13 protein-coding genes are annotated in these 23832 nt (G+C 34.0%); 2 read left to right on the forward strand and 11 right to left on the reverse strand.

The features are described from left to right. Position 1 precedes the first annotated feature (1 nt). The 10 genes from ACNRYB_RS19740 to ACNRYB_RS19785 form a co-directional block, all read right to left on the reverse strand. Positions 2-5458: a hypothetical protein gene (locus tag ACNRYB_RS19740; protein WP_473728446.1), complete on the reverse strand. Its 5457-nt coding sequence runs from the start codon at positions 5456-5458 to the stop codon at positions 2-4. A gap of 3 nt (positions 5459-5461) precedes the next feature. Next, a complete protein-coding gene (locus tag ACNRYB_RS19745; protein ID WP_473728447.1) occupies positions 5462-10564 on the reverse strand; it encodes a T9SS type A sorting domain-containing protein in 5103 nt (1700 codons plus the stop codon). A 4-nt stretch (positions 10565-10568) separates the two neighbouring features. Further along, on the reverse strand, positions 10569-12635 hold the full coding sequence (locus ACNRYB_RS19750) for a fibronectin type III domain-containing protein (RefSeq protein ID WP_129747690.1): 2067 nt from the start codon (positions 12633-12635) through the stop codon (positions 10569-10571). A gap of 631 nt (positions 12636-13266) precedes the next feature. After that, on the reverse strand, positions 13267-14391 hold the full coding sequence (locus ACNRYB_RS19755) for an ABC transporter permease (protein ID WP_473728448.1): 1125 nt from the start codon (positions 14389-14391) through the stop codon (positions 13267-13269). Next, entirely contained in the window at positions 14388-15494 is a 1107-nt protein-coding gene (locus tag ACNRYB_RS19760) for an ABC transporter permease (RefSeq protein ID WP_473730259.1), read from the reverse strand. Before ACNRYB_RS19760 ends, ACNRYB_RS19755 begins: the two co-directional genes overlap by 4 nt. A gap of 1 nt (position 15495) precedes the next feature. Beyond that, the gene (locus tag ACNRYB_RS19765) at positions 15496-16239 is read right to left on the reverse strand and encodes an ABC transporter ATP-binding protein (protein WP_473728449.1); all 744 of its coding nucleotides are present in this window, start codon (positions 16237-16239) and stop codon (positions 15496-15498) included. Next, on the reverse strand, positions 16229-17179 hold the full coding sequence (locus ACNRYB_RS19770) for an ABC transporter ATP-binding protein (RefSeq protein WP_473728450.1): 951 nt from the start codon (positions 17177-17179) through the stop codon (positions 16229-16231). The genes ACNRYB_RS19765 and ACNRYB_RS19770 overlap by 11 nt, the downstream gene beginning before the upstream one ends. 11 nt (positions 17180-17190) lie before the next feature. After that, positions 17191-18093 (reverse strand): HlyD family secretion protein, encoded by a 903-nt coding sequence (locus ACNRYB_RS19775; protein WP_473728451.1) that lies wholly within the window; start codon positions 18091-18093, stop codon positions 17191-17193. A gap of 11 nt (positions 18094-18104) precedes the next feature. Then, positions 18105-19346, reverse strand: coding sequence for a TolC family protein (locus tag ACNRYB_RS19780; protein ID WP_473728452.1), 1242 nt, complete (start codon positions 19344-19346; stop codon positions 18105-18107). Between the two features lie 30 nt (positions 19347-19376). Further along, a complete protein-coding gene (locus tag ACNRYB_RS19785) occupies positions 19377-20003 on the reverse strand; it encodes a TetR/AcrR family transcriptional regulator (RefSeq protein ID WP_473728453.1) in 627 nt (208 codons plus the stop codon). 257 nt (positions 20004-20260) lie between these two features. Here ACNRYB_RS19785 and ACNRYB_RS19790 point away from each other — a divergent pair, with 257 nt between their 5' ends. Further along, entirely contained in the window at positions 20261-21028 is a 768-nt protein-coding gene (locus ACNRYB_RS19790; protein ID WP_473728454.1) for a DUF2490 domain-containing protein, read from the forward strand. Positions 21029-21037: 9 nt separating this feature from the next. Here the strand turns inward: ACNRYB_RS19790 and ACNRYB_RS19795 are convergent, their stop codons facing one another. Next, positions 21038-22015, reverse strand: coding sequence for a YheT family hydrolase (locus ACNRYB_RS19795; protein WP_473728455.1), 978 nt, complete (start codon positions 22013-22015; stop codon positions 21038-21040). A 250-nt stretch (positions 22016-22265) separates the two neighbouring features. On the opposite strand from ACNRYB_RS19795, the gene ACNRYB_RS19800 reads away from it, so the two are divergent. Next, positions 22266-23636 (forward strand): sensor histidine kinase, encoded by a 1371-nt coding sequence (locus ACNRYB_RS19800; protein ID WP_473728456.1) that lies wholly within the window; start codon positions 22266-22268, stop codon positions 23634-23636. Positions 23637-23832 lie beyond the last annotated feature (196 nt).

Raw genomic sequence — 23832 nt, forward strand, 5'->3', positions numbered from 1 at the left:
ATTACTTCAATTTAAATATTTCATCGAAATCTTCCTTTAAATATTTTTTTAATTTAGATACCGTTGGATTCTCCACATCTTTTAAGAATTTTTTAGCTATATCATCTGTTAATAGCAAATTATCAATAGCATTTTTCATGTTTGTTACAAAATCTGGTGGATTTTTAGCTGCATCAAACATCCATTGTAATTGTTTTAGATCTATAATATCAGCATTATTTAAATCATTCAAAAATTGTTTAGCAAAATCAGTAGGAGGCACTTTACTATATGACTTAAACTCGAAGTATTTTTTTCTACTCCTACCTCCAATTGATACAGCATCATCTACGACAGCATCATACCTACGTTTGTTTCCTAAAATATTCTCTACAACTTCAAAATTAGTTTTTTCAGGAACAAAAACTAATTTACCTTCCTTGCGCAATACTGCTATTACCCAATTGGCACCATCTGCTCCTGCTCCGTTAAACCAATTCGCTTTCAAACCTGATATTACTGCATCAAATCCTCCTTGTTTTTTATATAATGCAAAAAAGTCTAAATCATCAAGGAAGCTTACCAAATCGGTAGCTCTTTTTCCTAATCCACTATTAACATTAAGTATTGTTTTTAAATCATCTGCACTAATATGTCCTTTATTTAAAACTGATTTTAATTGTTTCAAAATAGCTCCACTTTGCGTAAACAATTTACTTTTTGGAGAAAAAATACTGTATGACTCTAATACGTCCCATTCTTTCGTAATATCCTCTCCTCTTTTTACAAAATCCTGTAAATCTGTGCTGGCTTCTAAATCATTTAAAAAAGCTCTTATTTTATAAATGTCATCTTTAAATGGAGCTTTCTCTAACATTAGAGCTAATTTCTCTCCATTTTGTACTGTTTTACCTAATACAGTTATAACTTTCTCTAATCTTGAAGGATCAACACCTAAATCCGTAAGACGTTTTAGTAATTGTTCATTCGCAGCTCCAAAAATTTGCGCAGAGTATGTACTAAGATTCGGAGACCCTATTGAACCTGGACTTACACTTAGTTTTATACGCTGGTTAACACCATTTATTGGATAATCAATTCCATCTGCTCCAGCTAATACTAATCGATTAACATCTTCAAACGACATCTCTAGAGTTGGCAGTTCAGTATTATTAACAATAACTTTTAATCTGAATAATCCATTATCTAATTGGGTTATAACGTCGCTAGTAGCATTTTTTATTACAACACCGACTTTTCCTGACACTCCTTTAACAAACCTAAATGACATTCCGATGTATCTAAAAGGATCACTAAGTTTATCACACAATTGTATTGCCTTAAAGGCTGTTGAAGCAACTTTGCTAACAATTCCTGCACCTGCCTCTACATCTCCAATACACATAACAATTATTGGTCCCACAACAGAACCTACAAATTCAGCTCCTATACATGGTTTGTTAGCATCAAATTGACTTGCAATACCATCTTTTAACAAATACCATACTTTACCAAAACTTAATCCTTTACCATAAATAAGAGTTTCTTTTCCACTAGCATCTTTCTCAAACATCTCCATCTCTTCTATCTGGGTCAAAAACTTGCTATTTGCTTCTCTCCCTTTAGATGATAATGGAGAAACCAGCAGTTTTGCTAAATCAGGAACAGATTTTACGACATCAATAAGTCCATTATACATTCCGCAGAACAAAGCAAATTGAATTTGACTAGGAGTTGCTTTTTCAAATACTTTATTAAACTCCGGATAAGCATCAGCCAGATTTTCCGCTACGATATCATAAACTGCACCAGATAAAGATAAATAGCTAAAGACCTTTGCATAAATTTCATTATAGTCTTTATCATTACAATCGTATACTGAAGGTTTAATTTTGACTTTACTTATACCACTACTCAACATATCAAACATATCGTAATAAGCTGTAAAATAACCGTCTACAGACTCATAACCAATTGCAATTATCTTCTCGAATAAAGTTTTTTGCTTCCAATCTAAACTTGATTCCCATGATTTTAAAGCGACAGAAATATTTTCGTCAAAACTACTTCCTGAAAGGATTTGTTTAACTCTAATTTTTCCTTCGTTGCTATATTCTAACCAAAATACAATTTCATCTGGCTTAATTTCATCCTTAACATTATCTACATAAAAACTATTGTCTTTGAATATTACTCTATCTGTTTTTTCTGCCTCTGATGTTAAAAGTATATGCCCTTTAATTTGATGTGCTTGTCCTGTAATCCAGTTTTTTGATTTACCAGACATTAGGCTTTCTAATTTATCTAGTACCTCTTTTTTAACTTCACCTTTGATTAAGTTTCTAACAAACAATCCTTGACTATTGTTGCCTGATTCACCTTTTGTTTCTGACCAATTACTTTCACTAGCTTGGTTACAAATAATTGTTTTCTTGTTCTTGGAATCTACGTAACCCTCAATAAAATCTTTAAGTGTTTTCTTGCTATTCAAATATTCTGAAATGAGAACAGTAACATATGTTGTTTTACCGCATTCATTGTCTTTATTAAAAAACAGATACAGCCATTTGTTACTGATAGAGCTTAAATTAGTAACCTTTTCTAATGTATAACTACCTGATTCACTCACATACTGGCCATTTTTCCACCAATAAGCATCTCCTTTGAATACAAATCCTGGAATAGTTCCATCATTAGCCCTAACATCGGCAGTGGAGTACGTATTTCTATCTACTTTTCTACGTTCTGAACCTACAGTAAATACCTCATAATTAGGACTTACCACATAACCACTTGCAAATTCCCCACTACTTTGACTCTGAAATACATACAATTTAAATGCAGGATCATTAATCTGTTTCCAATCCATATGGTTTAAAACAGTGCCTGAACTATAATCCATTAAAAAATCAGTGCTTCCTTCTGCAGTTTTATATTGCTCAAAAGGATGTTCCAATTTAAAGATTCCGTGTCCTAGCTCGTGAGCCGATGTATTTGGGTTTTCCTGACCATTGGCTTTAGTAAATACATACCCAAACTGGCCATTCAAGCGCATATAACCCTCTTGCCCTGTACTTGACCTTTTATTGGTTACGAATAGAACATAATTACCGTCGCCACCTTTATAAAGTGCATTTATATCTTGTTGCTGTGTACTATAAGTTGATGTAATGGTATTCTTTTCTGTCTGAATTACACTTATATCTTTTGAAACAACATTATCAAAATCTTTTAATTTTTCCTCTTTCTTAAAATTGATTTTAATACCAATTTTATTGTAAATTTCCTGTGTTTTGACAATAATTCCATTAAGTCTACTATCTGAATTGTCATATGTAGGAACCAAAGCCACATTAACATCTTTTGGCGAAATATGCACTAGCATAAATGCACCAATAACCTGCCATTTCTTGCCCTGTTTTATGGTCGCTAAGATTTGTTCTTCGGCATAACTTAGATTTCCTTTTACAGTAAGAACAAATACTTTATCAGTTCTCTTAAAGTCAACTTTTGCTCCATTCTGGGTTTTAAAAACTACGCTATCTAATTTTATGTTAGAATCACTCAGATTTACTGTAGCAACAACTGTATCTGTATCGCCATTCAAAACTGCTTTATAAGGCAATACATTATCTCCTGCTTTGGCATACATTTTTTTCAACGCGGAAGATGCATTCTCAGGCATCACGTCAAAAGCATATTTGCTTCCGTTTCCAGAAAAAACAATCGAAATTCCTTTGGCAGTAAAAGCTGTCGCTTGGCCATTTTTATCTACACCATCGGTATTCTCTGGTGTTGGTTTTCCTCCCGCGGCGGCTATCACAGGCTCATTACTGCCGTTTCCGTCTTTATCTACAGTATAGGTGTTTCCTTTGCTATCTATAATTACAGTATCTTTTCCTCCTGGAATTGTGATTTGTTCACCATCTTTACCGTTAACAATAATATCACCATTAGGATTGATTACAATGTCTTTTACTTCAAACGGAACTTTTTCTTCAATTTGTCCTCCTTGACCTTCGCCTGTGAAATCTTCAATATCAGTAACATTTTTCCAATCTGGATTATAGCTTGTTTCCACAATACCGCTTATCAATTGATAATCGGTATTCACAACAATATCTTTAAACTCTACCGCTATTTTAGTATCAGCTAAATAAGGTACAATGATGTATCCACGTCCTGAATATGGACTGTTTTCTCCTTGCAGTTCTAAAATAGTTACAGGAAAATCGCCAGCTCTAAACGTTTCGCTTTGAATTAAATTAGTAAGCGGTTTTTGATTTTGGATATTGATCTGAGGCACAATACCGCAATTATAAGCAGGAACACCGCTGGTTTCTGTAGGTGTAGTAAAAGTGCTTATATTAGAGTAAGTAAACGACTGCACGCCATCCTCGGCAGGATCACAGCTGGAGCCTACTCTAAACTGATAGGTAACACCTGGCTCTAAATTGGTAATTAAACTTTGTCTGTTTAAACTATTTGTAGAAAACCATTGCGCATTACGAACATCTTGTTTTTTATACTGGACTTGATAGCGTGTATGTTCAGGTACGCCTTCCCAAGTAATTTTTACGCTTTTAGAACTTTGGGCTTCGCTTAACAAAAAAGTTGGCGCGACACAAGACGCAGTGTATTTAAACGAATATATTTCGCTATAGCCGTCATTTTTGAAAACAGCATTTTCTGAAAGTCCCGTTGTCGAAATCGCTCGTACTCTCCATGCGTAGCGCAAACCTGGAGTAAGTATCGGCATACTCAAATTGTACAAAACCGCAGTGCCAAACAACGTTTCTTCGTATAAAGTCGGTGACATTTGAAACCCAATCTGAGGATCTAATGTTGGATCCAAAAGTTGTTTCAGCTCAAATTTATACGATATGTTTGTTGCGTTAATCTGACGTGGAGTCCAAGTAAATAAAATATTAGGAAACTCCGTTGAAGCGATTTGTTCGTTTTTCTGCGGCGTGTTTAATATTGGAGGATCATTTAATATCAGGTACAAATTAGCGCAACTTTTCTGCGATATTTTTTGATTGGTTATAAAATCGTATAGCTCAAAACAGAAATTGTACATTCCCTCTGGCAAAGGATTGGCATATAGCGCTGGAGAAATTCCTTGCAGGTTTTCTAATCTGAAAAGTGATGCAATATCAACATTGGTTAAAGTCTGAAGTTCTCCTCCATTTATGTATATTGGTCTTTGTTCCTGTGCATAATCAGAGGTTTGGATATTTAATCCGTTACCTTGTATATAAAGTTTTAAGCGTACTCTTCTCTGCGATATTGTGATATCTGTCGGATTAATCAACAATTGCATTTTAGTATCCATGCTTGTAGCATAATCGGATATTTTGACGCTATACGGACTATTGAATACCGGTGTTAATTGAACTGGATATAATTGTGCATATCCAATTGCATTAACAAACAGAAATAGAACAAAGAAATATATATTATGGAAAAGGTTCTTCATTTTTTAATTGATGATAATTTTTTTAACCAAGGTTTGCTGTTCTGTCTCTAATACTATAATATACATACCAGATTGTAATGAAGTATTAAAATCTACTTCATACTTTTTCTTTCCTGATTCTTGTTTTTGAATCATGGTGTTTTGTCCAGAAGATGAGAACAATCTTAAATTTATGGCACTATTGTTTTCTAAATTTACAATTGCTTTAAAATTACCATTGCTCGGATTTGGGGTTACAATAAAATCTGTAATAAACTTTGATGCAGTGCCTTCATTTGGCATTGCACTACGCTGTTCGACTGTAATATTTTTGGTGTAAACGGCATAACATTCGCCTTGTGTCTGTTTTAATCCGATAGAATATACTCCCGTTGCATTAAACTTTACTGTGATGTATTTTTCTTTTTGCTCGACCACTTTTACTCCGTTTGGAATAACCCAGTCTGTGCTTTCTCCAAAAGGATTGCTGGTATTAACCAAAATTACCTCTTCATCCAAATAAGCTTGCGAACTCAATAAAAATTCTGCGCTAATAGCCATTTGACTCGTTTTTATTACAATTTCATCTTCACCAATACAACCTAGAGCCGAAGTTACTTTAACGTGATAAGTCCCTGCTTTTGATATGTTGATTCTAGATTCACTTGAAGTGAATCCATTAGTAGAAGTCCAGCTGTATTTTGCGTGAGGGTCCTTAATCGTAGCATCTAAATCTAAACTTTGGTCAAGGCATAATGTTCTATCTGGTCCAATATTTACAATAACTTGTTCTGGATCTTTTAAAACAAATCTTTTCTTATAAACACAGCAATCTGGGCAAGTAATCGTAACTTCATAATTGCCAGCGGTAAGATTATTCAAATCTTTGGTAATTGCACCTGTATTCCATAAATATGTATAAGGTAAATTTCCGCCAGTAACATTAAGTTCAATCGACCCGTCATTTCCTTGATAACAAGTTGGATTTTTAACTGTTTCTGTAGTAAATATTCCGTTAGGATCTCCCACAAAAATACTTCCCTGTACTGTGCATCCTTTAGCATCTTTTACTATTACAAAATAGTTGTTTGAAGTAATGTTTACTATTTTGGGAGTTGTCTCTCCATTTGTCCATTCATAAGTATAAGGCAATGTTCCTCCTGTTACATGTGCCTCTGCCCAGCCGTCATCCCCTGTTGTACAACCGACATCAAATTTAGTAAAGGTTAATTTCAACTGCTCAGGTTGTGAAATATACTTTTCGGCATCAATCTCTTTAACTAAAATATTATCTACATAAGTTCCTAGTTTTATTCCGTTAGCATCTTCAACGTTCAGAGAGTAGGTTCCTTCTGAAAGATATTCAGCCGTATCACCTGTATTGTTCCATAGTGCCCATGAACCATCTTTTTGTTTTTTCTTCCAAGTGTAAAAATATGGTAATCCATTATTTTTATCTGTTCCAAGCTGGATTCCTCCCGTCACGTGAGCTTTCAAAATACCGTCTTGCGATTCATCTCTTTGATTGTCTAGCGGATTAGCATCGGTCTCATTTCCAAATTCATTGCCAGAATTACAAGAAATAGTACGAATAACTTCAAAAGTGACTTCAAGCGGATCAGGATCTTCTAATTCCGTAAGAGAATTAACTACTGTACAACTTGTTTTATTTGTTGCCTCATCATAATTAGCATCATGAACTGTTAAACTATAAATTTCTTCTGGAAGTCCGCTCAAGTATATTGTATAAATACCATTACTAAAACTTGTTGTAAAACTGGTTTGCACTACTCCTTTACTATTTTTCCATTCAAACCAATAGGTATTATCTGCTGCTATTGTTCCACCTGATACTTCAACAACTATTTTTCCGTTTGTTGCTTTATAGAAGCTCGGATTTAAAATCTCAGTATATTTAATCGAAAGTGGCGCTTTAGGTTCATCAATAAAAACCTCAGCATAAGCTGTACAGCCTTTTTTATCTGTGGCAATTACCCAATAATTTCCTGTTTTTAAAATGGTATTTTTATCCGACTTAAATTCATTAGACCATTCGTAAGTATACCCCCCGCTTCCGCCTTCAGCAATTGCAGTTGCCCATCCGTCATTACCTCCATTACAAAAGACATTTCCTTTTTCAATTTTTACTGACAATACTGGAGGCTGATCCATAAATTGGATAGAATCTTTTGCTATCCAATTTCCAGCTACATAATCACCCAAAATAACCCCATTTCTGTCTTCAACATTAAGGGCATAATTTCCATAAGAGAGGTTTGAGATGATAGAATCTTGTATAGCTAAATCTTTCCAAGTCCCGTCATCTTGCTGTTTTTTCCAACGGAAGTAATAGGGATGTCCATTATTCTTGTTTAATGCAAGAGTAGTTCCTCCAGTTACATGCGCCTTCAAAATTCCATCCTGAGATTCGTCACGCTGCCCGTCATTTGGATTTGTGTCAGTCTTGTCTCCATATTCATTTTTGGCATTACAAGAAATAGTCTGAATGATTTCAAAAACCACTTTTAAAGGATCAGGTTCTGTCAATTTAATTTCAGATTCTACTACAGAGCAATTAACAGTCTGACCTGTAGCTTCATTGTAATTACTGTCTTTAATTGTTAAAAAATACGAGTCTGCAGGCAGATTATCTAAAGTAATGGTATAAACTCCATTTACTATTTCTGCAGATGGACTTTGGATGTCTCCCGCAAGATTTTTCCATTCGTAATTATACAATTTGCCATTATTATTTGTTGGGTCAAATGTCGTTCCTCCCGTAATCTGAGCTACGATCTTTCCGTTACTTGCTCCTGAAAAAGTAGGAGTTGAAATTGTTGAATAATTAATTGTTACAGGAAAATCTGGATCTTTTATTTCAAAACTTCCAGTAATAAAACAGCCTTTTCCATCAGTAACCTCAACAGTGTAAGTACCTGCTGTCAAATTTGATATTTCTTTTGTTCCAACTATTTTCTTTCCCTCAAAATACCAAACATACCCATACTCCTTAATCCCATCTTTTTCAATAGGACTTCCCCCTGTTACATTCGCTGCTAACCATCCATTATTACCCTGATAGCAAGACACATTAACAAAATCAAATGACAGTTCAAGTTTTTCTGGTTCAAAAATTTCTATTTCGGTAGGAACTTCTTTTATTAAATCTGTTGTACTATATTCTCCTTGTTTTATCTTGTTAGCATCCTCAATATTTAGTGCGTAGGTCCCCTTTGGGAGATTTCTTGCAACTGAATCTTTAACTTCTGTCATTACTTCCCATGAGCCATCTCCTAGTTTCTTTGACCAAGTATATATATACGGCAAACCGCCATTTTTTGTTTTTTCAAATCGAATTCCCCCCGTGACAATTGCTGTTAAAATTCCATCCGAAAACTTAGCTCCGTCTGTCTCGGAATTTTCCGTATTACAGGAAATAGACTGTGTTTCTACTAAGGTTATCTTTATCTTTTTTGGCTGTGTCAAACTTTCAGAGGATTTAATAATAGAACAGCCTTCTTTACTGGAAGCGATTTTATAATTTTTATCTGTTACAGTCAGTTTATATTCGTCTTCAGGAATATTTTCCAATGTAATAGTATATGTTTTATCTGCAGAATTGAATTCTCCTGTTGCTGGCAACTTATCCCCTTTGCTATTTTCCCATACAAAGTCATAAGAGTTATCATCTTTTATTGTTCCTCCTGATACTGCAGCTGCCAGTATACCATTTTCGGCTCCAAAAAAAGTTGGATTTTTCTTAAAAGTATATTTTAAAGTTAACGGTGATAAAGGTTCTGAGATAGTTTCTGTCAAAACTTTTGCATTAGTACCTTGCTTTGCCACACAGCCATGCTCGTCTTTAACCATTATACTGTAAGCAATTGAAGGTTTTACTACAGGAAATAAACCTGTTAAAACTTCTTTTGTACTTTTTGGATCTGTAAAAGGAATCCAAGAACTACCACCATCTAGTGAATATTGATACCCTTCTTTGGTGCCGCCAGAGGCATTGATTGTTAGCGTTCCGTCTTTTCCATCAAAACAATTAACATTAGTTGGAGTCAGAGTAAAATCTACAGGTTCAGGTCGAGTAATATCAAAGGTTTTAAGTGCAAATAAATCTGGATCCATGCCAGGAGATACATCAGTATTTAATCCGTCTTTGAATCCTATTAACTGTAATGTGTAAGTTCCTGCTGACAAATCCTTTATAGTAAAAGTTTTATTTGCATCTATTGCCAAAACACCATTATAACCGGCAGGAGTCTGCGCAATTTCATCAAATAATGTATAATTTAATTGCTCACCTTTTAGTAAAGTTCTATCAAAGACAAGTTGTACAGAACCATCATCAGAATCACTACAAGAAGGTTGGATTCGTGTTAGAGAATTAACTTTTGGTGCAGACAAACGTATAGAATAAGAAGTAGATTCGCTTAAGCTGGGTGTTGCACTACATGGTTTAATTCTAAAGTAAATATTTTTCCCTATATACAATCCTGCATTTTCATTTAAAATATCTACAGCGTCAACAGTAATGCTTGGTAAATTATTAAATTGAGGTAAATCTGTCCAAACAGTTGAATTACCATTTGGCAATAAGGTATACTGCCATCTATAATAATAAGAATCATAGCCTGGCGTGGCAGTCATTGTTTTTTTTGAATGGGTTGGTAAAATATCGTCTCCTGTTCTAGTAATGTAAAATTTAGGTTCAATTTTATAGCTAAATGTTACTGGCGACATTCTAGGAGAATAACTTCCGCTAAAATTGCCATTAGGACAAAATGCGTCAACATTTTTCTTTACTGTGCCATCTGCATCTGTTCCCGTTCTGAAGTTTACAAAAGCAAAACACTCAATAGAAACTGGCTTCGAAACATACTCAATAGCTCCAATATCCAAGTTAACTTCCTTATCTCCATTATTACGAATGTCTCTATAATAAAGTTGCCTACTTGCTCCATCTTTAAAACGAACTGTTATTATAATTCTAGAGCTTGTACTGTTTTTAACCCCTGCATTAATTGAATAATTAAGGTTAGAAATTTTTACAACATAATTGGTTTGAGCATATCCTAATCCGCAAACCAATAAAAACATTAATACGTAAAACTTCCTCATAGGCTTAATAAATAACTGTTAAGGTTTCTGCTTTGGCTGGACTATCATTTTCTAGATTTGGAACCAGATGATACTCGTATTCTTTATTAATTTTTAAACTTTTATCTTCTAACGTAAAAATATCTCCGTTTAATTCCTTCCATAAAGTTGGCGGAAAACCTTTTTCATTTTTATAAATGCTAAGGCCTAAAACCTTGCCTTTGTTTTTTACATAATTCCAAGAAAGAAGAATTTTTTTATTTTCCCGATCAGCTGTTCCCTGCAAAAATGTAATGACTTTTACAGGAGTAAAATCTAGTACGCTAACAGTTACTACTGAATGTTCTAGTGATGACCAGAGATTACTTTTATCTTTGGCTAAAATCGCATACTGATAGGTCTTTCTATTTTCTACCCTATCATCTGTAAATTCCTGAATCGTGTCATTGATCTGTTTAATTTCAAGCCATTTTTCCTGACCTTTTTCTCTTCTTCTTAAACTATGAGCAACAACATCTTCACTATAACTTCGTATCCATTTCAAATGCACTTTGCCATCTTTATTCTCATAATCTTTAAAAATAGGTGCTGCTGGCGGAATTTTATCTGGTTTATCTAATACTAAAATATCAGAAGGATCAGAGATATTGTAACGCATATCTTCAGCAGCAATTCTGTAATAGACTTTACTGTTTGTCATTTTCAAACTCACACTGTCCTTATACTCTGTACCGATATAAGATTGATGGTAAATATCTACAAACTCCTCGCCTGTCGTATTGGCTCTTAATATTCTATACCCTCTTAAATCTTTTTCCAGATTTGGCTTCCATTTAAGTCTTACCGTTCCGAGACTATCAATAACACCTTCAAGTCCAATTGGTTTGGCTGGCGGTATAGAGTCAACTGGCTGTACCAACATACTTTGCGAGGTTAGTCTTTGATTATTTTTTCCAACTACAGAAATCGTAAAATAGTTAGATGGATACAGATTATCTTTAAAATTAAGTTTTCTTTCAGATGGCGGAATAAGTTTAGATACAACCTTATAAGGTCCTTTATCATTATTGGCTAAATTAATTTCATAACCTTGAATAAAACCTTCTGATTCTTTTGGATAATCCCATTCAAGATTAACTTCATTTGAATTTATAATATTGTAGTCTACAAGCCTTGCAGGAGTTACAATAGCCGCAACACCCTTGGCTGTAATTGGTTTTGTAAATTCTCCTTTTTCTCCAAATGAAGTTATACCGTATAATCTATAATGATACACCTTATCATTTACACTTAGAGTATCTACAAAATACATGTTTTTAGAAGGATGCTCGTCTTTGTCATTTAAATTAACAATAGCCGTATTTGAGATTGGTGTGTAATTGATTCCATCTGCAGATTTCTCTACCATGAACGAAGTATAGATTCTTTTGAAGGTTTCATAATCCCAAGAAAGCAATACTTTTTTATCATCGGGAACCGCAATAAAATCTGTTGGAGCAGGCAGAACAGAGTAGTCTTTTAAACCAATCATATAAGATGATTCTTTTACCTGTGGACTTTCAAAAACGCTTATCTGATAGGCATAAACTTCATTAGACTTAATATTTGTATCAATATAACCCCAGCCTGCTTTTACTGCTCCTTCAAAACTCATATCTGCAGCATATAAAGCAAAAGTATAGCGTTGATCAAGTTCATCTGCCATGTTAACAATTCTTGACAAAGCACCTTCTTTGGAGTCGGTTACTTCAAAACTTTCACCATAAATAGATTGAGCAATAATAGCGGCATTATTGTCTTTCTGGACAAAGTCAATCCAAGAATCTAAGGGTTCGGGAGTTAATGGTTTTAGAGTTAGGCGGACTTTTTCTGGTTTAGATAGAACATTTCCGTCACGTAAAACTGTAGTTCTGGTAATTACAAAACCTTTTTTATTTGCTTTTTGCCATTCAATTGGAGAATTGACAGCCCAACGAATTAAGATTTTATCCTTTTGCGCTCTGGCATTTACCACAACAGCAGCACGTTTGGTCTGTGAATAAGATAACGATACAAACAATAAAAAGAAAAAAAAATACTTATTTGGGGACATAAGATGTAATTATTTCCATGTTAAAAAAAGCAAAAGTAGTCTTTTTAATTATGATTTAAATACGGTTTTCCGTACTACAATATAACAACACTTAAACACAAAAAGATAACACACTAAAAAACAACAATATACACTAAAATTTACCGCTTTTTAATTACAAATTAAAATCAAAAAAAAATATTATTTCAATATTTTTTATGATAATACTTTTTATTGCATTTCCTATAACACTTTAGATAACAACACTTTACTTTTTTTTTAGATCTTAAAAATAAAACACGAGAAATTAAGTCAAAGTATATTAGCGAAGAAAATAAGCTTTTAATGTCGTTTATTTAAATTTCAAAAGGAAACAGAAGCCCCTTCTCATTCTACTATTTTGTGGATTAAATATAATAAATAGGGATATACCAGCATAGCCAAACTAAAACTATTAGTGCCGTTAGCACGGACTCGCAATCCGTGTACGTGCCCGCAACAATAAGAAACAAAAACAAATCATTAAGGCAAAAATTCACAAAATAATACACTTTTTTATATTTACAAAGAGACTAAACTAACCAATCTTTGTGGGCACGGATTGCAAATCCGCGCTATCATTGCCTATCATTGCGTAATCGGCATCTTTCTATTAACTTGTTTTTCTATAATTATAAATCGCCAACGAATTCAAAACAATAGCAAAAATAAATAAGTATAAAAGCTCTCTTCCAACTTCTTGCAGACCGCTTCCTTTTAGAACAATAAGCCGAACCACTTTTATAAAATGCGTTACAGGAGTAAATTCTGAAATGGTTCTTGCCCAATTCGGCATGCTGTCGGTACTAGTAAAGAAACCGCTCATCAGCATAAAAATCATCATAAAGAAAAAAGCAATAAACATAGCTTGTAATTGCGTATCAGCAAATGTCGAAATCAAAAGCCCTAATCCTAATAAAGCGGTCAGATAAACTCCTGCAAAAAGATACAACACTAAGAAACTGCCTTGCGGAAATATTCCATAAATCAAATACATTACAATAAGACCAACTGTAAATACAATCATTCCGACAATCCAAAAAGGAATGAGTTTGCCCAGAATAAATTGCCATTTCTGAATTGGCGTTACATTAATCTGTTCAATTGTACCTATTTCTTTTTCTTTTACAATATTTAGTGCCGTAATAAATCCGCCAATCAATGTGAGCAACAAAACCAGAATTCCTGGAACCATATAATATTTATATTCCGCTCTCGGATTATACCAATTTGTGCTATTTAAAGTAATTAAAGATGGCGAAACAGAAGCCGATTGTGGCGGCATTTTAAACCTTATATCCAAATCATTACTAAAATCTGCCAGCACAACATTCAAATAAGCATTTCCAATATTTGATTTGGTTCCGTTAATGGCGTCTGCAGCCATATTTACTTTCTGACTGCCTTCTCTTACCAAGTTTCGTTCAAATCCAGAAGGAACTTCTAAAATTAAATCGGCACCTCCCGTTTCAATGAACTTCATGCCTTCCCAATACGATGCTGGAGCTCCTACAATATGAAAGTATCCCGAAGAGCCTATTTTATTGATTAATTTTTGTGAATACGAACTGTGATCGTGATCTACATAAACAATGTTTACACTTTTTACTTCAAAATTAGCAGCAAGCGGTAAAATGATGAGCTGTATTGTTGGCACAAAAAACATCATGGCAAGAATCGTTTTATCTCTAAAGATTTGTCGAAATTCTTTCTGTAATATAAAACGCAGCACTTTCATGACAATCTGATTTTAAATTTTTTCAAAGAGATCGTAAGCAATAAAACGGTCATTACTGCCAATATTAGAGTTTCTTTCCAGATGTATGAAAATCCCAAACCTTTGAGCATTACAGCTTTTACAATGATGTAATAATAATGCGACGGAATTAAATGAGAAATCGCCTGAAATATCCAAGGCATATTTTCTATCGGAAACATAAAACCAGTCAGAATTAAAGTCGGCACCATCATTCCCATCATCGATATAAGCATCGCAGTTTGTTGCGAATTGGTAACATTTGAAATCAACAAACCAAGGGAAAGACAAGTGATAATGAACAAAATACTTTCTGCAAAAAGAAGCAGAAAACTTCCTTTAATCTCAACATCAAGCAGATATACCGAAAGAAACATAATAATGATAAAGTTGATTATGGAAAGTACTAAAAACGGAATTGCTTTTGCGATTAAAACCATAATGGGTTTAAAAGGCGATACAAGCAAAATTTCCATGGTTCCGAGCTCTTTTTCGCGCACAACAGAAACAGAAGTCAAAGCTGTACTGACAATCATAAAAATCAAGGCAATTACGCCTGGAATAAAATTGAGCGAACCGTTTTGCTCTTCATTATAAAGCTGTCTTAATTCTGGAATTATTTGATAATTTAACTTCGCAGACGGATTTAATTCCTGCTGATAATCTCTAACAATTGCGTTTAAATAATTGGTCACAATTGTTGCCGTATTAGGATCTGATGCATCTGCAATTACCTGAATTTTTGCCCCTCCGAGACGTTGCACATCAGAACCAAAATTAGACGGAAAAATGACTGCACATTTAATACTTCCATCTTTAAATCTGTTTTCAATATCATGGTAATTCAAAATCGGATTTTCAACATGAAAATAAGAACTAGACTGTATCTTTTGTATCATTTTTTCGGTATGAATATCGTGCGAATTATCCTGAATGGCAATTCCGATATTTTTGACCTCGCTGCTCAATGCAAAACCAAAAAGAACAATCTGCGCAACAGGAAGTCCAAAGAGAATCAATAACGTTCTTTTGTCTCTGAAAACATGATAAAATTCTTTCCGAATAAAAGCCAGTAATCTTTTCATACTAATCTGATGTTCTTTTGGCATTTCGCGCCAGTTCATAAAAAACCTCATCCATAGAAACGGCATTGAAGCGTTTTTTTAATGCCGAAGGAGAATCTATTGCAGCCATGCGTCCATCAACCATAATACTGATTCGGTCGCAATATTCGGCTTCGTCCATATAATGTGTGGTGACAAAAACCGTAATTCCGTCTGCTGCTGCCTGATAAATCATTTCCCAAAATTGGCGTCTCGTTATTGGGTCAACACCGCCTGTAGGTTCGTCTAGAAAAACAATTTTAGGCCGATGAAATACGGCAACAGAAAAAGCCAATTTCTGTTTCCATCCTAATGGCAATCCTCCAACCAGTTTTTTAGCTTCTTTTTCTAAACCTAAAGTCAAAATCAAATCCTTACTTCTTTCTTTAATTTCGGGTCTTGAAACGCCATAAACACCTGCAAAAAACTCAATATTTTCCAAAATGGTCAGATTATCATACAACGAAAACTTCTGACTCATATAACCAATATTCTTCTTGATTTTTTCCTGCTGTCGATACACATCAAAACCGGCTACGCTAGCTTCTCCCGAAGTAGGAAAAGAAAGTCCGCAGAGAATTCGCATTGCTGTTGTTTTTCCAGCTCCATTAGCGCCCAAAAAGCCAAAAATCTCGCCTTCGCTCACTTCAAAGCTAATTTTATCAACCGCTTTGAAATCGCCAAACTGTTTGGTTAGATCTTTACAAATTATAGCTTTATTTTCCATCCAGCATTTCTTTTGGTTCTCTAGAATCGTTTTGTTCTCGCATTAGGTGAATAAAACTGTCTTCAATTGTTGGTTCTATTTTTTTTACTTCTAAATCTTCGGGATTGTATTTTTGAGCGATAGTTCTAACTTTCTCTTCATCCGCAAGTTCTGAAGTCAATGTAAGATGAAGATATTCTCCAAAAGCATCACAGTTTTCAACTTCTTTTTCAGTTCTTAGATTTTGCAGAAGCTTATAAATATTCTTTGCTTTTACAGCAAAAAGCGGTTTAGGAAAACTGTTTATAATTTGCTGTGGCTCGTCAACTGTCATTATTTTTCCGTTTTGGATAAGCGCAATCCGATCGCATAATTTTGCTTCATCCATGTAAGGAGTCGAAACTACGATTGTGATATTTTGCTTTTTAAGTTTTGCCAGCATTTCCCAAAATTCGCTTCGAGAAACCACATCTACACCAGTAGTAGGCTCGTCCAAAAATAAAATCTCAGGTTTATGAATCAATGCGCAGCACAAAGCCAATTTTTGCTTCATTCCACCCGAAAGTTTTCCGGCACGTCTGTCGTTAAAAGGTTTTATCTGATCATAAATATCTTTAATAAAATCATAATTTTCTTCAATTGTAGTTCCGAAAATAGTAGCAAAAAACTCGAGATTTTCTTTTACTGTCAAATCCTGATACAAGGAGAATTTTCCAGGCATATAGCCTACTTTATTTCTAATTTCCTGAAATTCTTTTACAACATCATGTCCTTCAACAGTTGCAGTTCCTCCTTCCGCCAAAAGCAATGTCGTTAAGATTCTAAAAATCGACGTTTTTCCAGCACCATCGGGACCAATTAATCCAAAAAGCTCTCCTTTCTGAACCTCAAAAGACACCTCATCTACAGCGACAAAATCACCATATTTTTTAGTAATATTTTTTAATGCAACTGCAGGCATAAACTATTGTTTTATTTTGACCAAAGCACTTCTCCGTACATTCCAATTTTTAGATAACCATCATTTTTCACTCTTACTTTTATGGCGTAAACTAAATTAGCTCGTTCGTCTTTGGTCGGAATTGTTTTTGGCGAAAACTCAGATTTGTTTGAAATCCATCCAATTGTACCTTGATATTCTTTGTATTTCTTTTCTCCTTTATCAATTCGCACTTTAACTTGCTGTCCAATTTTAATTTGAGGCAATTGTGTTCCCGTAATATATGCTCTCAAGTCGAGTGTTTCCAAATTGGCAATTTTGTATAACGGTTTTCCAATTACAGCCATTTCATACTGCTCCGCATATTTTGCCAAAACGGTTCCTTTTATCGGATTTACAATTACGCTTTTACTCAATTGATCTTCAATTCCTTTTAACTGAACTCCAACCGTATTTCCCTGTTGTGTCAAGTTTTCATTTGTAGTTTCCAACGAACTTTTCTGCGCATTTATTTGCGCTTGCAAAGCGGCTACTTTAGAATTTATATCATCCAATTGCTTTTGAGAAGCTACTCCGCCTTTTACCAATTTTTCAGTTCTGTTGCGGTCTAAAATAGCATTATCAAGCTGTCTTTTTAAACTTTCGGTTTGTATCTGTATTTGTGGTCTTCCGCTCAGAATTGCTTTTTCATTCTGGCGCAATTGCATTTTATTTATAGCAAGCTGCGTACTGTCTATAAAACCCACTTTTTGTCCTGCTTCTAATTGCTGGCCTTCTTCTACATTCAATTGCAAAATCTGACCGTTTGCTTCTGCTGACAAAATGGTTTCAACAGCTTCAAAAGATCCCGAAGCATCAAAATCATTTTCTTTATTATTGCATGAAAACATGAATATTGCTGGAATAAAAAAATATAAAAGCTTTATCTTTTTCATAGTGTTTAGTATTAATTTCCTTTGATTGTTTGATACTCGTATTCTGCCATAAGCAATTGAATTTCGTGCAGAGCTTTTTCCGCTCGTGCATTTCCTTCTTTTTCTGTCGCATTCAATAAATCGATTAGCGGGCCAGCGCCAGTGTCGTATTTCAGCTGATATCCTTCGCGAATAGTCTGACGAAGTTTTACAATTTCATCATCATCTTTCAAAATGGCTTTCTGTCGTTCTATATCAGCCGTTTTTTGATTCATTTGAAATCTGGTATTAAATAAAAATGTCTCTTCCTGAACATCTATTTTTTTCAAATTCTGCTGCGTCAGCTGTTTTTCATTTGAATTTTTGTATAATCCCTTTATATCCCATCCAACACTTACTCCAGCAACTCCAACGGTAGAAATTTTATTGGTTCCTAAATTAATTCCTGGTGCCAAAACTACACCCGCGCCCAGTAATCCAACTTTAGGCATAAGACTGACTTTTTGCATTTCGGATTGTGCATTTACCAAATTCCGCTGACTGGCAAAAAGCTGTTGTTCGGGGCGTTTGATAATGGTGTCGAGACTAGAAGAATTGAAAGGCTTTCCAAATTTCTCTTGGCTGATGTTTTTGCCTATCAAATAAGAAAGCATCATTTGGTAGCCTGCTTTAGTATACTCGAAATCTTTTTTCTGTCTGCTGAGATTCAGCTGTTCGGCTTTCATTTCGTCAACATCCGTTTTATAGGCCAAACCATTTTCATGAAGTTTTTTAACCTTGTCAATATTATTGGCAATAATGGCATTTTGAATTTGAAGCTGTTTCAATTGCTCGTCAATAAGCAATACTCCAAAATAAAGCTGATTTACACGAGAACGTAAATCGTAAAGCGAGACTTCTACAGAAGCCTTATCTGCGTTTGAAGATGCTTCAATAATCTTTTTCTGCGTTTTGGTAGCGCCTCCATCCCAAATAGTCTGATTGACTTGCCCGAGACCAATAAATTTAAATTTGCTGTCGCTTCCTGAACTTCCCAAAGTTGGAAAATCTCCAAAAACGTATCCTTCAATTGCGGTTATGCTTATTTGAGGCAGATAAGCTTTATTGGCGTTACTCAAAGTATATTCTTTGCTTTTTTCAATAAGTTCATATTGTTTGATTAAAGGATAATTCTCAACAGCCAACTGATAACTTTGATCAATTGTCAAGATTTGTGCCTGTGCTGTTATAAAGGACAAGATTCCAATATATTTAAAGTATAATTTCCTTTTCATTACAGTATAAATTAAAACTTCTGGTTACTATTAGGCTTTAAACATCATATTAATCCATATCGGAATTTTTTTCTTACGCTCTTGCATTAGCGCATGAAACTGTTCTGTTTCCAAATTTCTGCTTCCCATAATAATGGGTTTGACTATAAATGGAAAAACGACCAATCCCAACAGATTCATCAAAAAATGCAGCGGATTGGGTTCTGTTATTTCTTTATTTTGAACTGCTTCTTGAAATTGTTTGATAAAAACAGAATCATTTACAATTTCTTTAATCGGCAGTCTTTTTAAAAGTTCTTCTGGATTATTGCGGATTTCAGTTAAAATAAAGGTTGGAATTTCTGGCTCAACGCTGATAAAATCAATGTATCGCTCGGCAATAGTTATTACTTTTTGTTCTAAAGAAGTTTTTTCATCATTCAAAATCACTTTCATACTGCCTATAAAACCAGTAAAAGTTTCTGTCATTATGATTTCAAAAAGCTTAGCCTTACTTCTGAAATAATAATTGAGCAAAGCCAAATTCAAACCTGCTTCTTCAGCGATATCTCTCGTTCGCGTTGCGGCAAAACCTTTTTTATAAAAAACAGTTTTAGCTGCTGTTTTTATCTTTTCTTCTGTAGTAGAATCTTTTTTCTCAGATGCTGAAGCACTCATAATAAATAATTTAAAGGCAAATTTATGGTTTTTATAAATATGTTAAACAACTTTTTTAATCAAATGATTAAAAAAGTTGTTTAACTGTTTAAATATTCTCTTTAAAAAACATTTAAACACTTGATATAAAACAAATTAAAACTTAAATATACGATATAATTTCTCGTTAAAAAAGAATATCTTTACGCTAATAATTGATTGTTTATTACCGATTTTAAAGAAATTTACTTTTTTAATTAATTTCTATCGTGCTTTTTATGAAGACTTATTTTATAGGAATCCTGATTTTCTTGCTTTCTTTAAATGCATTTGGACAAACTCAAAAAAAAGAAATTAACCAGCAGCTTCAAACTTGGGTTTCTATAAACACAGTTACCAAATTTGCAGACCATTGGGGCGTGATTGGTGACTTTCATATTAGACGAAATGATTTTGTATCTGATCCCAGTTTTTACTTTATAAGAGGAGGAATCAGCTATATTCCAAATTCAAATATTTCCTTAAATCTAGGATATGCGCACATGTGGCTTGCTCCGTCAAATCCCGATTGGAATACTTTTTCAGATGAAAATAGAATTTATCAGCAGGCCCAATTAAATACGAAATTTGGAAATGTAAGCATTTTGCAGCGCTTGCGAAATGAACAGCGTTGGCAGGAAAAAATTGTTAATGATAAATCCAGTGGCGATTGGCGTTTCACCAATAGAATTCGTTACCTGATGAGTTTTACTTTCCGAATTTCTGATAAAAAAACTTGGCCGCAAATGGTTCTTTCAGATGAGATTCTGCTGCATTTTGGAAAAGAAGTCATTTATAATACTTTCGATCAAAACCGCTTCTTTGTGGGAATCAGAAAAAATATTAATCCGAAATGGAGTTACGATTTTGGTTATATGAATGCCTATCAGCAAAAATATTCCGGATATCAATATGATATGAATCACACGATACGATTGTTTTTTTATCTGAATACCAGCATTAGAAAAAAAGCGCCATCCGAAATTGAGAATTCTGGCGATGAATAAAATTTATTTCTAAACCAAAGTATTGTTAGACCTGAAAGATTCGAAAAACTCAAAAGCTCTTTTCTCAGCATATGAATATTCAGAATCACGTAGCGGAAAAGCACAATGTCCACCATATTTAGGCGTTTCCAGATACACATAGGCGCTGTCTTTGGCAATTGTTCTCGGGTAACATCTTTCGCCCAGAAATGGATCGTCTAGCGAATTAATAATTAAAACCGGAGTTGTAATGTTTTTCAGAGAAAACTCAGGAGAAACGCGTTCGTAATAATCATCGCGACTCGCAAATCCATGAAGCGGTGCCGTAAAATACTGATCGACTTCATCAAAAGTCGAGATATTATCAATTTGATCACTATTAATAAAATCAGGAAATTGAGCTGCTTTATATTTCAATTTCTTTTTAATATCAATGGTAAAATTCTTTAGATACACTCTATTAAAACCTTGCTTAAGCACTTTTGCACTAGTAGCAATATGAGTAGGAACCGAAATTGAAACTGCAGCTTTTATACGCTGATCAATTTTTGTCCAACCCAAATAATTAAGCAACTGAACGCCTCCCATCGAATATCCTATCAAATAGATATCTTCAATTCCTTTTTTCAAAGCAAACTGAACCACTTCATCAAGATCGTCAACTGCTCCATGATGGTACAATCTTGGAAGTCGGTTCATTTCTCCACCGCAAGTGCGATTGTTCCAAGCAAAAACCGAAAAACCTTTCTGCAGAAAATAGGCCGCACAGCTATTATTATATGTTCTGCGCGAATCGCCTTCTAAGCCATGGCATAAAATGACTGCTTTTTTTGAGTCGCTTAAAATATAATCGATGTTGATAAAATCTCCGTCATTCAATTCATGCTTTTCTCTTGTATATTGAGGCACTTCGAACTTTTTTATCAAGGCAGCATAAATGGTAGAAATATGCCTGTTGCGATGAATAATCGAAGGAGCATTATATTCTGATTGTTCAATTAGTGGCATAACAAGAAGTTTTGTGGTACTTTTTACAAAGCTAAGAAATCAATCAACATGTAATTTAATTCTTTCTTTTAATTTGTTTCCCTTTTTAATAATTTAACTATATGTAAATTTAAAAAAAACAGTAAAGATTCTAAAGAAAACTAATTGTTAAATATACAGGAGCACGGCTGATGAACCGCCAACTCAGGTCTGAATGTTTACTTTATTTGTATATTTGTAAAATCGATTTCCAAAAAGCAAAACCCTTTTAATGTTTGAACTTTTACCAGTAGATCCAAAAACCATTTTTCTGCTTTATTTCTGGGGTAATTTTTTTACCTGCATCCTTATATTCAGTTTTTCTTTTTCGTACGCTACTAGCGATAATAGAAAAATATTAAAATGGTTCGGTTTAGGTAAATTAATACTGACTCTTGCTTGGATATTGGCTCTTTTACGAAATATTATTCCAGATTTTGCTTCTATAAATATTGCCAATTCGATGATTTTTGGCGCCTGCTGTTTCGAAACACTTGCCATGTTATCGCTCATTAAAGCTCGTGCAAAAAGACAGTTTCAAATTCAGATAGCCATTACAGCAATAGCGATATTGCTTTTTAATATTTCAACACTTTTTTATGCTTCAATGAATACTCGTGTTATCATTGGCGGCATTGGTGTTTTTACTATCTATTTATTGCCTACAATTATTTATTTCACAGAAAAAGAAAAAAGCTTTTTCAAGACTTTTTATGTTTTGTGCTATACAGGATTTGAAATTCTAATTGCAATACGAATAGTCCACAGATACTTGCATCCGCAAGATCTTATTATTTCTAACGATACTTTTGATAGCTTTTACAGCATCTGTTTGTTTCTTCTAACTTTAATCGGAATTGTTGGCTTTTTGCTTTTGGTAAAAGAAAGACAAGATCATAAAATCAAAAAGCTTTTGAATGACAAAAACCAGTTTTTCTCTATTATTTCACATGATTTAAGAGGACCTTTAGGATCATCGGTTTCCCTTTCTGAAATTTTGCTGGAAAATATAGAACAGTACAGCCGTGAAGAAATAAAAGAAATATCGGAACTGCTGCATGACTCAAATAAAAACATTTATAAGCTGCTCGAAAATCTTTTGGAATGGTCTAAAGTCCAAACGGGAATGATTACTTTTCATCCTAAAAATATATTGCTAAATGCTTTAATTGAGGAAAATATTGAACTAAGCAGAAATATCGCTTTAAGTAAAAATATAGACATCACATTTGAATCGGCTTTTTTGCTTGAGGCAGAAGTTGATAAAAATATGATTAGCACCATTTTGCGCAATTTACTGAGCAATGCTATTAAATTTACAGGTAAAAATGGAGAAGTTAAACTAAAACTGATTAAAACCAATCAGAAAGCAGAAATCTCTATTACGGATAATGGAATTGGAGTTCCTGATTACATCAAAGAAAAGTTATTTAAAATCAACGGAAAAGTGCTTCAGAAAGGCACCGAAAACGAACTCGGAAGCGGACTCGGATTGCTGCTCTGCAAAGAGTTCGTAAACATTCATAAAGGAGAAATCTGGGTAGAAAGCGAACAAGGAAAAGGAAGTACGTTTAGGTTTACGCTTCCGCTAAAGACTGTTTAAATTCCAAAACTGAAATTCCAAATTCCAATTCTCATTTTATGTCTTCCTGAGCAGAGTCGAAGGACACATATCGATGAGCGCACAATAATGATTTTGCACAAAATCCTTCGACTCCGCTCAGGACAACAAACTATACGTGAATCCTTAGGAAAAATCCAAAATAAAAAATCCAAATCCCAGTATAAATTGGAATTTG

The organism is Flavobacterium sp. CR10, from assembly GCF_055814415.1.